General features: G+C 62.3%; 17 protein-coding genes. 8 read left to right on the top strand and 9 right to left on the bottom strand.

Annotation, left to right across the window (positions count from 1 at the left end; all coding sequences use genetic code 11):
• Positions 1-15 precede the first annotated feature (15 nt).
• The 5 genes from HF682_RS10975 to prpB form a co-directional block, all read right to left on the bottom strand.
• Positions 16-555, bottom strand: a complete 540-nt coding sequence (locus HF682_RS10975) for a GNAT family N-acetyltransferase (protein WP_168877332.1) — start codon at positions 553-555, stop codon at positions 16-18.
• A 126-nt stretch (positions 556-681) separates the two neighbouring features.
• Complete coding sequence (locus tag HF682_RS10970) at positions 682-2,124, bottom strand: bifunctional 2-methylcitrate dehydratase/aconitate hydratase (protein ID WP_168877331.1); 1,443 nt, start codon at positions 2,122-2,124, stop codon at positions 682-684.
• A 24-nt stretch (positions 2,125-2,148) separates the two neighbouring features.
• Complete coding sequence (locus HF682_RS10965; protein ID WP_168877330.1) at positions 2,149-2,640, bottom strand: GNAT family N-acetyltransferase; 492 nt, start codon at positions 2,638-2,640, stop codon at positions 2,149-2,151.
• 5 nt (positions 2,641-2,645) lie between these two features.
• A complete protein-coding gene (prpC, locus tag HF682_RS10960) occupies positions 2,646-3,803 on the bottom strand; it encodes a bifunctional 2-methylcitrate synthase/citrate synthase (RefSeq protein ID WP_168877329.1) in 1,158 nt (385 codons plus the stop codon).
• Positions 3,804-3,836: 33 nt separating this feature from the next.
• Positions 3,837-4,730, bottom strand: coding sequence for a methylisocitrate lyase (gene prpB, locus HF682_RS10955; protein ID WP_168877328.1), 894 nt, complete (start codon positions 4,728-4,730; stop codon positions 3,837-3,839).
• Between the two features lie 183 nt (positions 4,731-4,913).
• Here prpB and prpR point away from each other — a divergent pair, with 183 nt between their 5' ends.
• A complete protein-coding gene (prpR, locus tag HF682_RS10950; protein ID WP_168877327.1) occupies positions 4,914-6,788 on the top strand; it encodes a propionate catabolism operon regulatory protein PrpR in 1,875 nt (624 codons plus the stop codon).
• A gap of 73 nt (positions 6,789-6,861) precedes the next feature.
• Here the strand turns inward: prpR and HF682_RS10945 are convergent, their stop codons facing one another.
• From HF682_RS10945 to HF682_RS10930, 4 genes are all read right to left on the bottom strand, one after another.
• The gene (locus tag HF682_RS10945; RefSeq protein WP_168877326.1) at positions 6,862-7,125 is read right to left on the bottom strand and encodes a hypothetical protein; all 264 of its coding nucleotides are present in this window, start codon (positions 7,123-7,125) and stop codon (positions 6,862-6,864) included.
• A 93-nt stretch (positions 7,126-7,218) separates the two neighbouring features.
• Positions 7,219-7,482 carry a hypothetical protein gene (locus HF682_RS10940; RefSeq protein ID WP_168877325.1) on the bottom strand — a complete coding sequence of 88 codons (264 nt, stop codon included), beginning with the start codon at positions 7,480-7,482 and terminating at the stop codon, positions 7,219-7,221.
• Positions 7,483-7,630: 148 nt separating this feature from the next.
• Positions 7,631-7,819 (bottom strand): hypothetical protein, encoded by a 189-nt coding sequence (locus HF682_RS10935; RefSeq protein WP_168877324.1) that lies wholly within the window; start codon positions 7,817-7,819, stop codon positions 7,631-7,633.
• Between the two features lie 218 nt (positions 7,820-8,037).
• Entirely contained in the window at positions 8,038-9,024 is a 987-nt protein-coding gene (locus HF682_RS10930) for a malate dehydrogenase (protein ID WP_168877323.1), read from the bottom strand.
• A gap of 317 nt (positions 9,025-9,341) precedes the next feature.
• On the opposite strand from HF682_RS10930, the gene HF682_RS10925 reads away from it, so the two are divergent.
• The 7 genes from HF682_RS10925 (at position 9,342) to gltA (ending at position 15,272) form a co-directional block, all read left to right on the top strand.
• Positions 9,342-10,061 carry a GntR family transcriptional regulator gene (locus HF682_RS10925; RefSeq protein ID WP_168877322.1) on the top strand — a complete coding sequence of 240 codons (720 nt, stop codon included), beginning with the start codon at positions 9,342-9,344 and terminating at the stop codon, positions 10,059-10,061.
• Positions 10,062-10,288: 227 nt separating this feature from the next.
• Positions 10,289-10,666, top strand: coding sequence for a succinate dehydrogenase, cytochrome b556 subunit (gene sdhC / locus HF682_RS10920; protein ID WP_168877321.1), 378 nt, complete (start codon positions 10,289-10,291; stop codon positions 10,664-10,666).
• Positions 10,663-11,010 (top strand): succinate dehydrogenase, hydrophobic membrane anchor protein, encoded by a 348-nt coding sequence (sdhD, locus tag HF682_RS17705; RefSeq protein ID WP_205882029.1) that lies wholly within the window; start codon positions 10,663-10,665, stop codon positions 11,008-11,010. The genes sdhC and sdhD overlap by 4 nt, the downstream gene beginning before the upstream one ends.
• Complete coding sequence (sdhA, locus tag HF682_RS10915) at positions 11,011-12,786, top strand: succinate dehydrogenase flavoprotein subunit (RefSeq protein WP_205882028.1); 1,776 nt, start codon at positions 11,011-11,013, stop codon at positions 12,784-12,786. It begins immediately after the preceding gene.
• A 12-nt stretch (positions 12,787-12,798) separates the two neighbouring features.
• Positions 12,799-13,509, top strand: a complete 711-nt coding sequence (locus tag HF682_RS10910) for a succinate dehydrogenase iron-sulfur subunit (protein ID WP_168877320.1) — start codon at positions 12,799-12,801, stop codon at positions 13,507-13,509.
• Between the two features lie 60 nt (positions 13,510-13,569).
• The gene (locus tag HF682_RS10905; RefSeq protein WP_168877319.1) at positions 13,570-13,803 is read left to right on the top strand and encodes an FAD assembly factor SdhE; all 234 of its coding nucleotides are present in this window, start codon (positions 13,570-13,572) and stop codon (positions 13,801-13,803) included.
• A gap of 179 nt (positions 13,804-13,982) precedes the next feature.
• On the top strand, positions 13,983-15,272 hold the full coding sequence (gltA, locus tag HF682_RS10900; RefSeq protein WP_168877318.1) for a citrate synthase: 1,290 nt from the start codon (positions 13,983-13,985) through the stop codon (positions 15,270-15,272).
• Positions 15,273-15,291 lie beyond the last annotated feature (19 nt).

Here is a 15,291-nt window from a genome sequence, read left to right as displayed (position 1 = left end):
GCGGGTTGGGCAGCGTTAAGCGTGGTCCAGCTGCGGCTGAGCCTGGTCAGCCTGCCAGCTATAGAGCATCAGCATGCGGCTGCCGTCGGGGTGGGGGATGTCCCGCTCGTACTGCATGCCGATGTATTCCAGTACCTTTTGCGAGCCGTGGTTGTAGCTGCGGGTGGTGGCGAGTAGGCGTGGCAGGCGCAGGGTGTCGCGGGCGTAGTGGAACATGGTCTGCGCCGCTTCGCGGGCGATGCCCTTGCCGCGCCAGGCGGGCAGCAGGGCGTAGCCGAGGTCGATGTGGTCCAGCCAGTCACGCTTGACCAGGCCGCAGAGGCCTGCCAGCACCCCGCTGGCGTTGATTTCAATGCCGTAGAAGCCAAAGCCATGCTGGCGATAGCTGGCCAGCATGTGGTCTTCGATATAGCGCGCAGCGTCGTCCAGGGTGCGTACCTGGCGGTCGCCAATCAGGCGCAGCCATTCCGGGTCGTTGAGCAGTTCGAGCATGAAGGCAGCGTCGCGCTGGTCGAGTGGGCGCAGGGTCAGGCGTTCAGTGTGCAGGACAATCATGGGCAGAGTGGTGTGTGGCGCAAAGCCTGAGTATACCGGGCTGGCGGGTATCCGGCAGCGGCCCCAAAGCACAGGGGCACCCGGTGACGGGTGCCCCTGTGGCTACTGGTTACGTGAATGTGATGATCAGATCACAAACAGATCGACAAACTCGTTGACCGGGGTGGCTTCCAGGCGGGCCTGATCCTGGCACAGGTCCAGAATGGCGCGCGATTGCTTGAGCGGGAAGCGGCGGGCCAGGTTGCGGCGGAACTTGGCTTCCAGCACCGGCACGCCTTCGCCACGGCGGCGACGGTGGCCGATCGGGTATTCCACGCTCACCGGCACGGTCTTGGTGCCATCGCGGAAGAACACCTGGATGGAGTTGGCAATGCTGCGCTTGTCCGGGTCGTGGTAGTCGGCGCTGTATTGCGGGTCTTCCACGCACACCATCTTGTCGCGCAGGTCGTCGATCAGCGGGTCGTTGGCCACCTCATCTTCGTAGTCGGCAGCCGTCAGGTCGCCCTTGATCAGGCCGATGGCGGTCATGTACTGGATGCAGTGGTCGCGGTCGGCCGGGTTGTTCAGCGGGCCCTTCTTGTCGATGATGCGGATGGCGGATTCGTGGGTGGTGATCACGATCTTCTCGATGTCTTCCAGCCGATCCTTCACCACCGGGTGCAGCTTCACCGCGCATTCCACGGCGGTCTGGGCATGGAATTCTGCCGGGAAGCTGATCTTGAACAGCACGTGTTCCATCACATAATTGCCATACGGGCGCTGGAATTTGAATTCATTGCCCTTGAACAGCACATCGTAGAAGCCCCAGCCCTTGGCGCTGAGCACGCTCGGGTAGCCCATTTCGCCCTTCATGGCGATCAGCGCCAGGCGCACGGCGCGGCTGGTGGCATCGCCCGCTGCCCAGCTCTTGCGGCTGCCGGTGTTCGGTGCGTGGCGATAGGTGCGCAGCGCCTGACCATCCACCCAGGCGTGGGACAGGGCGTTGATGATCTCTTCGCGGCTGCCACCCAGCAGGTGGGTCACCACGGCGGTGGAGGCCACTTTCACCAGCACCACGTGGTCGAGGCCGACGCGGTTGAAGGAGTTTTCCAGCGCCAGGCAGCCCTGGATTTCGTGGGCCTTGACCATCGCCACCAGTACGTCCTTCATGGTCAGCGCGGGCTTGCCTTGCGCCACACGGCTGCGCGACAGCCAGTCGGCCACCGCCAGGATGCCGCCCAGGTTGTCCGACGGGTGGCCCCATTCGGCGGCCAGCCAGGTGTCGTTAAAGTCCAGCCAGCGGATCATGGCGCCAATGTTGAAGGCGGCCTGGATCGGGTCGAGCTGGAACTGGGTACCAGGCACCTTGGCGCCGTTCGGCACCACGGTGCCCGGTACCACCGGCCCCAGCAGCTTGGTGCAGGCCGGGTATTCCAGCGCTTCCAGACCGCAGCCCAGCGTGTCCATCAGGCACAGGCGGGCAGTGTTCATGGCTTCTTGCGAGGTGACGACGTGGTTGAGCACGTAGTCGGCAATGTCGACCAGGACTTTGTCCGGATCCGGGCGAACGTTGGAGATGTGTGCAGACATGGTGGTTTCCTTCCAGTTCAAGAATCAGTGGGTATCCGTTTGGGCATCAGGCTGCAGCGGCAGGCGCAGCTTGAAGCCGGTATGGCTGGGGGCGAAGCCCAGCCGCTGGTAAAACCGGTGTGCGGCTTCACGCTGGCGGTCGCTGGTGAGCTGCACCAGCTGGCAGCCGTGCGCTTCGGCGCGGCGGATGGCTTCCTGCATCAGGCGCTCGCCGATCTTCTGGCCCCGCCAGCGTCCATCCACCCGCACCGCTTCAATGTGCGCGCGGGTGGCGCCCCGCCGCGACAGGCCGGGGATGAAGGTGAGCTGCAGCATGCCCAGCACCTCGGCCTGGTGCTCCACCACCAGCAGCAGCTGGTTCGGGTCGCGGTCCAGGCTGTCGAAGGCGGCCAGATAATCCGGATGCAGTGGTTCCTCCGGCGTTTCACGGCCCCGGCCCAGACCATCGTCGGCCAGCAGGGCGACCAGCCGGGGCAGGTCGTCCCGGCGGGCAGCGCGGAAGTGCAGCGGCAGCATGCGCTTTACTTCCGCTCGTCGATCGGCACGAAGCGCAGGTCTTCCGGGCCGGTGTAGTTGGCAGAGGGGCGAATGATCTTGCCATCCTGCCGTTGCTCGATCACGTGCGAGGCCCAGCCGCTGGTGCGGGAGATCACGAACAGCGGGGTGAACATGGCGGTCGGCACCTGCATCATGTGGTAGCTGACCGCGCTGAACCAGTCCAGATTGGGGAACATCTTCTTGATGTCCCACATCACCGCTTCCAGCCGGTCGGCAATGTCGAACATCTTGCGGTTGCCCGCAGCATCGCTCAGCGAGCGCGCCACTTCCTTGATCACCTTGTTGCGCGGGTCGGAGACGGTGTACACCGGGTGGCCGAAGCCGATCACCACTTCCTTGCGTTCCACACGGGCGCGGATGTCGGCTTCAGCGTCGTCCGGGCTGTCGTAGCGTTTCTGGATTTCGAACGCCACCTCGTTGGCACCGCCATGCTTGGGGCCGCGCAGCGCGCCTATCGCGCCGGTGATGGCCGAGTACATGTCGGAGCCGGTACCGGCCACCACGCGGGCAGCGAAGGTGGAGGCATTGAACTCGTGCTCGGCGTACAGGATCAGCGAGGTGTGCATCGCCTTCACCCACTGCTCGGACGGGCGCTCGCCGTGCAACAGGTGCAGGAAGTGGCCGCCGATGGAATCATCATCGGTTTCCAGCTCGATACGGCGGCCATTGTGGCTGAAGTGGTACCAGTAGAGCAGGATGGAGCCAAAGGAGGCCATCAGCCGGTCGGCAATGTCGCGCGCGCCGGGGGTGTTGTGGTCGTCTTTCTCCGGCAGTACGCAGCCGAGGGTGGAGGCACCGGTGCGCATCACGTCCATCGGGTGGGTGGCGGCGGGCAACTGCTCCAGCACCGCCTTTACCGCTTGCGGCAGGCCGCGCAGGGCGCGCAGCTTCTGCTTGTAAGCGGTCAGCTCAGCGCGGGTTGGCAGCTTGCCGTGCACCAGCAGGTGGGCGATTTCTTCAAACTCGCACTGATCGGCCACGTCCAGGATGTCGTAACCGCGATAGTGCAGGTCATTGCCGGTGCGGCCCACGGTACACAGCGCGGTATTGCCCGCGGCCACGCCAGACAGCGCGACGGACTTTTTTGGCTTGGGCAGGACAGATTCGGTGCTCTGGGTCATGAGGGTTCCTCTTCGGGATGGAGAGACGGGCGCTTATTCCGCCACATTTTCGCGGGCAAACAGCGCGTCGAGCTTCTGCTCGAAATCGTGATAGCCCAGGTGTTGGTACAGTTCGGCACGGGTCTGCATGCGGTCTACCACACTCTGCTGCGTGCCATCACGGCGGATCGCCTGATATACCTCCAGCGCGGCCTGGTTCATGGCGCGGAAGGCCGACAGCGGATACAGCACCATCGCCACGCCAGCGTCACCCAGCTCGCGGGTGGTGAACAGCGGCGTGCTGCCAAACTCGGTGATATTGGCCAGCACCGGCACCTTTACCGCGTCGACAAACTGGCGGTACATGCCGAGCTCGGTCATCGCTTCCGGGAAAATCATGTCGGCACCGGCCTCCACGCAGGCGCAGGCGCGGTCGATGGCGGCGTTCAGCCCTTCGACCGCCAGCGCGTCGGTGCGGGCCATGATCACGAAGTCCGCATCGCGGCGAGCATCCACCGCCGCCTTGATGCGGTCCACCATCTCGGCCTGGCTGACGATGGCCTTGTTCGGGCGATGGCCGCAGCGCTTCTGCTGCACCTGATCTTCAATATGCACCGCCCCGGCCCCGGCCTTTTCCAGGCTGCGGATGGCGCGGGCGATGTTGAAAGCGCCGCCCCAGCCGGTATCAATGTCCACCAGCAAGGGCAGCTCGGTCACGTCGGTGATGCGGCGCACGTCGATCAGCACATCTTCCAGCGTGGTGATGCCCAGATCGGGGATGCCGCAGGAGCCTGCCGCCACGCCGCCCCCCGACAGGTATAGCGCACGGTAGCCGCTGTGCTCGGCCAGACGGGCAGCGTAAGCATTGATGGCACCCATCACCTGCAAGGGGTGCTCGTTGGCAACGGCATCGCGGAAGCGCCGTCCGGCGCTGATGAGGTGAGACATATAACCTCCGGTCAGGTAAGTGGCCCATTCCCCTGCAAGGCGCGTGCCAGCACGCTGGGGCGGCGGGCGGGCGTGGTTTTTCTGCATGGAATCAAATGATTATCAGGCGAGCGGTTTGGCGCCGCTGGTGCAGGGCATGGTTTCATGTTTCAATATGAAACATTGCTGTTTCAAAGTGAAGCTATGCCCAGCCGCAAACCGCAGATTGCCGTGGTCGCCACCCGAGGGCTGGCCGACCTGTGCCGTAGCCAGCTCACCGAATACGCCCACCTCGCCGACTGGCGATTGCTCGACCGCCCGCTGGAGGACGCCGAGCAGGATGCCCGCAGCCTGTGGCGGGCCGGGCTGCTGGACGCACTGGTGGCGGCCGGGGCCAATGCCCAGCAGCTGCGCGAGGCGCTGCCGGTGCCGGTGGCCACCATCCAGGTCAATGGCTTTGACGTACTGCTGGCGCTGCAGCAGGCGCAGGCGATGGATGCTGGGCGGGTGGTGATCCTCACCCGCCAGCAGCTCGCCAGCGAGTTTGCCGACCTGCAGCCCATGCTCAGCCTGCCGCTGGACATCCGCACCTATCAGCAGGACGAAGCGGCTCGCCAGCTATTGCGTACGCTGGCCCACTCCGGTGAACGGGTGGTGGTGGTCGGCTCCAGCCTGATCGTGTCGTGGGCGATGCAGGAAGGGCTGCCGGGGGTGATCCTCTACTCCGCGCCCTCGGTGCGCCGCGCGTTTGACGATGCGCTGGAGGTGGCCCGCATCGCCCATCTGGAAGAGATCAAGCGCGAGCGGCTCGACTGTATTGTGCAGACGCTGGCCGAAGGCGTGGTGGCGGTGGACATGGAGGAGCGCATCGAAACCCTCAACCCGGCGATGGCGCACCTGCTGGGGGTGGCGGAAGAATGGGCTACCGGCCGCCGCCTCTCCGAGCTGTGCCCGCCGCTCAGCCTGCAGGATGTGCTGCGCAGTGGCGAAGCCAGCCGCGAACGGGTGGAATCGGTCGGCCAGCGCACCCTGGTGACCCACCGCCTGCCGCTGATCGAGCAAGGCCAGCAGACCGGCGCGGTGCTCACCTTTCAGGACGCCAGCAGCATCCAGAGCGCCGACCGCAAGCTGCGTACCCTCAGCCAGCGGCGGCAATTCCGCGCCCGCTACCGGCTGGACGATCTGGTGGGTGAATCGCCCGCGATCCAGCGGGTGCGCGAGCTGGCCCGGCTCTACGGTGCCAGCGACGCGGTGGTGCTGCTGCAAGGTGAATCCGGCACCGGCAAGGAGCTGCTGGCGCAAGGCATGCACCTGCACTCCGCCCGCCGCCATGCGCCGTTTGTGGCCATCAACTGCGCCGCCTTTCCCGACAGCCTGCTGGAATCCGAACTGTTCGGCTTTGAAGAAGGCGCGTTTACCGGCAGCCGCAAGGGCGGCAAGGCGGGCCTGATCGAGCTGGCACACACCGGCACCCTGTTCCTCGACGAAATCGGCGACATGCCGCTACCGCTGCAAACCCGCCTGCTGCGCGTGCTGCAGGAGCGGGAAGTGCTGCGGCTGGGCGGTGTCGAGCCCACCCCGGTTGACCTCCGCGTGATGGCCGCCACCCATGCCGACCTGCGCCAGCGCGTAGCGGAAGGCCGCTTCCGCGCCGACCTCTACTACCGCCTCAATATCCTCGCGCTCAACGTGCCGCCACTGCGCGAACGCCTGCAAGACCTGCCCCTGCTGGCCCAGCACCTGCTGGCCGGGCTGCAAGCCAAACTGGGGCAGGGCGGCGACACCCACCCGGTCTGGCAAGCCGTGCTGCAGCACGCCCAAGGCTACGCCTGGCCCGGCAATGTGCGCGAACTGGAAAACCTGCTGGAACGCGCCCTCGTATTCCACCTCGGCCACGCCCACACCGCCACCGGGGCCGACTGGTCCAGCATCCTGCCCGAACTCCACCCCACCCCCACCTCAACCGACCCCATCGAAGCCACCCTCGCCCACCACCAAGGCGACCTGCAAGCCGCCGCCCGCGCGCTCGGCATCAGCCGCACGACGTTGTGGAGGAGAAGGAAGGGGGGAGGTGTATGATGGCTACGGTAGTGAGAAATGCACGCTGGCCGGGGATGCAGCAAATTGGTTCAGGTAGTAGCTTGTTAAAATTCTATAACAAGTGCCCAAGCTGCTGGTCAAGGTGTTGATCTGAAATCCCTCGGCCACTCCCCACATAATCCCACTTCCACACATAGCTAATATCGTCCAGCGAAAAGCCATCGAAGAGTTCATAAAGTAGTACAGCGGCATCATTTCTTGATAAACCATAGTGCTCAGCAAGGTCGCGGAGTAGTTTACTCACTGAGGAATAGGCGCCAAGCTTGGCTTTCCAGATTTCAGCATCCGACGACGTAAACGCTTTAGGTGACGTCATATTGTTCACCCTCTTGTAACAGCGTGAGCCCATCTGCGTTGAAAATAGTCTTTTTCATTGCGAATCAGTCCGTTTCAGTCAAGCCACTCAAGCTTACAATGCCGTGCCCCTGAGCCGCCCGGCTGGCATGATCAGGTGATGATCAAACTGACGGGTTCTGCACAAGCGAGCAATTTCCAGCAGCGCTTCCAGATTGTTTGCACAGTCCTCTACGAGCGCTTGATCAATCTCATAGTATTCCTCGTATTCCACCAAAGAATTTGCGACTGGAATGGCTAAATAAGACCGCCCCGTTGTCGCTTCTATACCAATTGAAAAGCGTTCTCCTTTGAAAATGCGCTTATCTACAAACTTCATCCCTCTGCTCCTGAGTAGCACCTCGTCGACATATTAAGCCTGTTCTGCCCAAATCTGCATACCCGGATGGTGCTCAGGTATAGCCGTGATAGCATCATGCAAGGCGTCTAGTCCATCTGCAAGCTGATATTCATACGGGACCCAGCAGCTAATCTCTTCTAAAAGGAAGCTTCTCATACAAGGCGTAGTAGCCAAACAGGTAAGCGCCATAGGGTAGGGAAATCAGAGTAAATAGCGTCATACTCAGGCTGGCTTGCCCTGAAATGACCTGTGGCAGAAAAACGATCAGTAATGAAATTGCTAATATTGAAAATATCATGCACAGGATTTTTTTCATGCCACCCCTTCTTTTTATAATTTTCTCTAGCAGATGCAAAAAGATTTTGGAGCAGTTGACTGAAGCGACGGCTCCCACACACTTCTAATCGCCACGCTCATTAAACCCTCATCCCTTTAATCGCTGGTGAGCAAGAGGGCAGCAGGTTATGTGACCAATATACCCAAAAAAAACAGGCGGGACATGCCCGCCTGTTTTCGTGACCGGAAGCGGTCGGCTTAGCCCAGCAGGTGGGCGACGCCGGCGCGTTCTTCTTCCAGTTCAGCCAGGGTGAAGTTCATCCGTTCGCGGCTGAATTCGTCGATTTCCAGGCCGGTGATGCGGGTGTATTCGCCGTTCTCGCAGGTGACCGGCACACCGTAGATCACGCCTTCCGGAATACCGTAGCTGCCGTCGGATGGCACGCCCATGGTGACCCACTTGCCGTTGGTACCCAGCACCCAGTCGCGGATGTGGTCAACCGCGGCGTTGGCGGCGGAGGCGGCGGAGGAGAGGCCGCGGGCTTCGATGATGGCGGCGCCACGCTTGCCAACGGTCGGCAGGAAGGTGGTGCGGTTCCATTCTTCGTCGTTGATCAGGGCCTTCAGGCTGTCACCGCCCACGGTGGCGAAGCGGTAGTCCGGGTACATGGTCGGGCTGTGGTTGCCCCAGACCACCAGCTTGTCGATGCTGCTGACGGCTTTGCCGGATTTGGCGGCCAGTTGCGACAGAGCACGGTTGTGGTCCAGACGCAGCATGGCGGTGAAGTTCTTGGACGGCAGGTCCGGTGCGCTCTTCATGGCGATGTAGGCGTTGGTGTTGGCCGGGTTGCCCACCACCAGTACCTTCACGTTGCGGCTGGCTACGGCGTTCAGTGCGGCGCCTTGCACGGTGAAGATCTTGGCGTTTTCCTGCAGCAGGTCCTTGCGTTCCATGCCGGGGCCGCGCGGGCGGGCGCCAACCAGCAGGGCGATGTCGGCATCCTTGAAGGCTACCATTGGGTCGTCGGTTGCCACCACACCAGCCAGCAGCGGGAAGGCGCAGTCGTCCAGCTCCATGATCACGCCCTTGAGGGCTTGCTGGGCTTTCTCGTGTGCCACTTCCAGCAATTGCAGGATGACCGGCTGGTCTTTGCCCAGCATTTCGCCACTGGCGATACGGAACAGCAGGCTGTAGCCGATCTGACCGGCTGCGCCGGTTACGGCAACACGTACGGGTGCTTTCATGGTGTGGGCTCCAACGTCTGGTTGTTTCACAGGGACGGCGCGAAACCAGGCTGACGCTTGCTGCACGACAGCACGGCGGCGTTTGTCCATGCATGGACTATTCAGATTATAGGTGTGCGCGTGATCAACCGGTTGGCCAGCGGACCGGTGGGCCGGTTTATCGTGCGCTGCAATATGCGTCGGGCAGTGTAGCACGGCACACGGTTTTTTGACGATAGCAGATGAGGTGGATTTGTGCTTGACCTTGATCAAGTCATGTGTCTTATATAAGACATGTATGGACAGGGGGAGGGGGCAATGGTAAAAAGGCAGCCAGTATGAGTTCACCACGTCCGGTTTTTCAGCCTTTGTATCTGCAGGTGAAACGCTACCTGATGGAGGCGGTGTCTGCAGGCGAGTGGCTGGCGGATGAATCGCTGCCGAGCGAGTACACGCTGGCGGACCGTTTTCAGGTGAGCCAGGGTACGGTGCGCAAGGCGCTGGATGCGCTGGTGGCAGAAGGTTTGCTGCTGCGTCGGCAGGGGGTGGGTACCTTTGTGGCGGCGTGGCCGGATGAATGGCAGTGGTCGGCGTTGTGCGCCAGTGGCGATGATGGCCTGGCCGCGCCGGAGCGGGTGGAGCCGGAGCTGCTGAGTTGTGGCCGCGGTGTGGCCAGCGAGCGGGCGTCGGACATGCTGCAATTGCGCCGTAATGCGCCGGTGCGCCTGGTGCGGCGGCAGCTGCGGGTGGCGGGGCGGATGGTGGGGTATGAGGAGTCGGTGCTGGATGCCGAGCGCTTCGACCGGCTGGAGCCGCGCCTGATCAAGCAGTATGGCGGTCAGATGTATCGCCTGTACGCCGCCGAGTTTGGCGTGCGGGTGGGCGGGGTGCAGGAATGGTTTGTGGCAGCCCCGGCGGATGAGGAGCCGTGGTTGCGCTTTCCGGAACATAGCCCTTTGCTGCGGGTGATGCGGCGGGCGTGTGATCTGGAGGGCTTGCCGGTGGAGTGGCGGCGGATGTGGCTGGATAGCCGTCTGGTGCAGTATCGTCGGCTCTAGAAGGGTGTGCGCGCTGTTGCGTTGCAAGAAAATGTCGCTTGCGGGCTGTAGTCGGTCGGTAGTGGGCTAAATTTTTTGCTAAAATCAGCATGTTGTACGGTTGCCAGCCTTGCGGGGCTGGCGGCGGTACTGCGATGGCGATTGTGGCGGCGGTGCCGTCACGGTCAAGCGTCAATCCGGCGCTGCAACCGGTGCTTCGGTGCAGTGCCGCATCAGGAATCGTGATAATGCAAAAAGTGCGTCCCAAGCACCTCGACCTGACCAAGATCCGGCTACCGTGGCCGGGCAAGGTGTCGATCCTGCATCGCGTCAGCGGTGTGGCCCTATTCCTCGGTTTGCCCTTCCTGCTCTACCTGCTGCAACTCTCGCTCAGCTCCCCCGAAGTCTATGCCTCCTGTAAGCAGTTCCTGACCCATCCGCTGGTCAAGCTGGTGATGCTGGGCTTCATCTGGGCGTTCATGCATCACCTGTGTGCCGGTATCCGCTTTCTGGCGCTGGACCTGCACAAGGGCATCCAGTTGCATACCGCACGTACGACCGCCAAGGCGGTGCTGGTGATCAGCCTGGTGCTGACCGCCGTGTTGGGAGGAGTGTTGCTGTCATGAGCAAGGACAAGATTCTGGTGGGCGCACACTATGGCCTGCGTGACTGGATCATGCAGCGCGCCACTGCGGTGCTGATGATCGTCTACACCATCGCGCTGGTGGTGTTGCTGCTGTCGATTCCGCATACCCACGAGGGCTGGCGCAACCTGTTTGCCCACACCTCGGTGAAGGTGTTCACGCTGGTGACCTATATCGCGCTGCTGCTGCACGCCTGGGTGGGCATCCGTGACCTGTGGATGGATTACGTCAAACCGGTCGGCGTGCGCCTGACCCTGCATGTACTGACCGTGGTGTGGCTGGTGGCCGCGCTGGTGTACGGCATCAATATTCTGTGGAGTGTATAAATGGCCCTGCCGGTAAGAACATTTGATGCAGTCATCGTCGGCGCCGGTGGCGCAGGCATGCGCGCCTCGCTGCAGCTGGCCGAAGCCGGGATGAAGGTGGCCGTGCTGTCCAAGGTGTTCCCCACCCGCTCGCATACTGTGGCGGCGCAGGGCGGGGTGTCCGCCTCGCTGGGCAACTCCGAGCCGGATCACTGGCACTGGCATATGTACGACACCGTGAAGGGGTCGGACTGGCTGGGCGATCAGGACGCCATTGAATTCATGTGCCGCGAAGCACCCAAGGTGGTGGTGGAGCTGGAGCACTTCGGCATGCCGTTTGACCGCAACCCGGACGGCACCATCTATCAGCGCCCGTTTGGCGGCCATATCTCCAATTTCGGCAAGGGTGCCCCGGTGCGCCGCGCCTGTGCGGCGGCTGACCGTACCGGTCACGCCATGCTGCATGCCCTGTATCAGCGCAATGTGCGCGCCAATGCCCAGTTCTTCGTGGAGTGGATGGCGCTGGACATGATCCGCGACAGCGAAGGCAAGGTGCTGGGCGTGATCGCCATGGAAATGGAAACCTCGGAAATCGTGGTGTTCCAGGCCAAGGCCACCCTGTTTGCCACCGGCGGTGCCGGTCGCATCTTCCAGAGCTCGACCAACGCCTTCATCAATACCGGTGACGGCCTCGGCATGGCGGCCCGTGCCGGCATCCCGCTGGAAGACATGGAGTTCTGGCAATTCCACCCGACCGGCGTGGCCGGTGCCGGGGTGCTGATTACCGAAGGCGTGCGTGGTGAAGGCGGCATTCTGCGTAATGCGGCCGGTGAGCGCTTCATGGAGCGCTATGCGCCGTCCGCCAAGGATCTGGCCTCGCGTGACGTGGTGTCGCGCGCCATGGTGACCGAAATCACCGAAGGCCGTGGCTGTGGCTCCGGCAAGGACCATGTGCTGCTGGACATCACCCACCTGGACCCGGACGTGATCAAGTCCAAGCTGCCGGGCATCCGTGAAATCTCCATCAAGTTTGCCGGTGTCGACCCGATCAAGGCGCCGATCCCGGTGGTGCCGACCTGCCATTACCAGATGGGCGGCGTGCCGACCAACTATCGTGGCGAAGTGGTGGTGAACGGTGCCGTGGTGCCGGGCTTCTACGCCGCCGGTGAAGTGGCCTGTGCCTCGGTGCACGGTGCCAACCGTCTGGGCACCAACTCGCTGCTGGACTTGCTGGTGTTCGGCAAGAGCGCAGGCAACTCGCTGATCGACTACGTGCGTAGCGAAGTGAAATCGCTGCCGCCGCTGCCGCAAAGCGAGATCGACCGTGCCGTGGCGCGCGTTGAACGGCTGAATAGCCAGAAGAACGGCGTGGAAGTGAACGACGCCCGCGCCGCCATGCAAAAGACCATGCAGGCCCACTGCGGCGTGTTCCGCTTCAAGGACAAGTTGGCCGAAGGCGTGGAGAAGATTCTGGAAGTGGAGCAGATGGTGCTGCAGACCCAGATCCACGACAGCTCCAAGGTGTTCAACACCGCCCGTATCGAAGCACTGGAACTGGACAACCTGATCGAAGTGGCCAAGTCCACCATGATCTCGGCCAATGCGCGTACCGAATCGCGCGGTGCCCACGTTCGTGATGATGCGGCCGATACGCCGGAAACGCCGAATGGTCGCGATGACACGAACTGGCTGAAGCACACCCTGTGGTTCCGTGATGGCAACCGCCTGGAATACAAGCCGGTCAACATGAAGCCGCTGACCGTTGACACCATCGAACTGCAAACCCGTTCCTACTAAAAGGGCGTGCTGATGACTACCCGCACCATTCAATTTCGCATTTACCGCTACGATCCGGACAAGGATCAGCAACCCTACATGCAGGACATGACGGTTGAGCTGGACGAGATCGAGAAGAAACTGCTCGACGCCATCGTCAAGCTGAAGATTCAGGACGATACCCTGAGCTTCCGCCGTTCCTGCCGTGAAGGCGTGTGTGGCTCCGACGCGATGAACATCAACGGTCGCAACGGGCTGGCCTGTATTACCGATGTGGACACGCTGAAGCAACCGATCGAGCTGCGCCCGCTGCCGGGGCTGCCGGTGATCCGCGACCTGATCGTGGACATGACCCAGTTCTTCAAGCAGTACAACTCGATCAAGCCTTACCTGATCAACAACGATCCGGTGCCGGAGAAAGAGCGTCTGCAATCGCCGGAAGAGCGCGACAAGCTGAACGGCCTGTACGAATGCATTCTGTGCGCCTGCTGCTCCACCTCCTGCCCGTCGTTCTGGTGGAACCCGGACAAGTTTGTCGGCCCGGCGGGCCTGCTGGCCGCTTACCGCTTCCTGGCCGACAGCCGCGATCAGGCTGGTAACGAGCGTCTGGACAATCTGGAAGACCCGTACCGCCTGTTCCGTTGCCACACCATCATGAACTGTGTCGATGTCTGTCCGAAGGAGCTGAACCCGACCTTCGCCATCGGCAAGATCAAGGAAATGATGGTCAAGCGCGCGGTCTGATGCCCGGTGGCCGCAAGGCCACTGGCACAAACCCGACTTGCCATCCATAAAGAAGCACAGATGAGCGATTTTGACCGTATACGCTGGCGTTCACGCCGCGGGCTGCTGGAACTGGACCTGATCCTGGACCGCTTCCTCGCCCAGCAGTGGCATACCCTGCCCGCCGAGCAGCAGATGGCCTATCAGGAGATCCTGCTGCTGCCCGACAATGATTTGCTGGACATGGTCAATCGCCGGGCCGACACCGATGTGGAACATTGGCTGCCGGTCATCGAACGGTTGCGCAACGCCTGAACGCAGCAACCGCAGCAAGCCCCGGCTGATCGACCGGGGGGACGGACGGAGAGATACCGGCAGCCCGGCAAAAACGGACTACCGGCAGACACACTACAACAAAACGGGGCTACCCGAACAGTCGATAACCTCGTTCACCGGGCGAAGTGGTCCGGTCGAGCGTCCCAGTGGAGCAGAACATGGAAAACGGCAGTGTGAAACTGAATTACGGCGACGGTCAGAGCATCGACCTGCCGGTCCTCAAAGGCACCTTGGGTCCGGACGTGGTGGATATCCGCACGCTGGGCAAGACCGGCATGTTTACCTACGATCCCGGCTTCCTGGCCACCGCCAGCTGCGAGTCCAAGATCACCTTCATCGACGGTGACCAGGGCCTGCTGTACTACCGTGGCTACCCGATCGAGCAACTGGCCGAGAAGAGCGACTACCTCGAAGTCTGCTACCTGCTGCTGAACGGCGAACTGCCGACCGCAGCGCAGAAGCAGGAGTTCGACCATCTGGTGATGCGCCACAACATGCTGCACGACCAGATCATGTCCTTCTTCAAGGGCTTCCGTCGTGATGCGCACCCGATGGCCGTGATGGTGGGTGTGGTGGGCGCACTGTCCGCCTTCTACCACGATTCGCTGGACATCAATGACGAGCGCCACCGCGAGATTTCGGCCTTCCGCCTGATCGCCAAGCTGCCGACCATTGCCGCGCAAGCCTACCGCTACAACAAGGGCCTGCCGTTCTCCTATCCGAAGGCCGGCCTGACCTACGCCGAGAACTTCCTGCACATGATGTTCTCCACCCCGGTGGCCGAATATAAGGTGAACCCGGTGGCCGCCCGTGCCATGGACCGCATTTTCACGCTGCATGCCGACCATGAGCAGAACGCTTCCACCTCCACTGTGCGCCTGTCCGGCTCCTCCGGTGCCAACCCGTTTGCTTGCATTGCTGCCGGTATCGCCTGCCTGTGGGGCCCGGCACACGGTGGTGCCAACGAGGCCGTGCTGAAGATGCTGAACGAAATCGGCGACGAAGCCCGCATTCCGGAATTCATCGCCCGCGCCAAGGACAAGAACGACGGCTTCAAGCTGATGGGCTTTGGCCACCGCGTGTACAAGAATATGGACCCGCGCGCCAAGATCATGCGCGAAACCTGCTACGAAGTGCTGAACGAACTCGGCCTGCACGACCACAAGTTGTTCAAGCTGGCCATGGCGCTGGAAAAACTGGCGCTGGAAGACGAGTACTTCATCAGCAAAAAGCTGTACCCGAACGTCGATTACTACTCCGGCATCGTGCTGGCGGCACTGGGTATCCCGGTGTCCATGTTCACCCCGATCTTTGCGCTGTCGCGCACCGTCGGCTGGATCTCGCACTGGGCCGAAATGATTGCCGATCCGGGCCTGAAGATTGGTCGCCCGCGCCAGCTGTACACCGGCGCAGCGCGACGTGACTACGTGTCGCTGGACCAGCGTTGATGCAGCAGGCGGCGCTTTC

The sequence above is a fragment of the Leeia aquatica genome, assembly GCF_012641365.1.
Taxonomy (GTDB): Bacteria; Pseudomonadota; Gammaproteobacteria; order Burkholderiales; family Leeiaceae; genus Leeia; species Leeia aquatica.
Note: the sequence above shows the minus strand (reverse complement) of the source record. Positions and strands in the feature narration are given on the sequence as shown.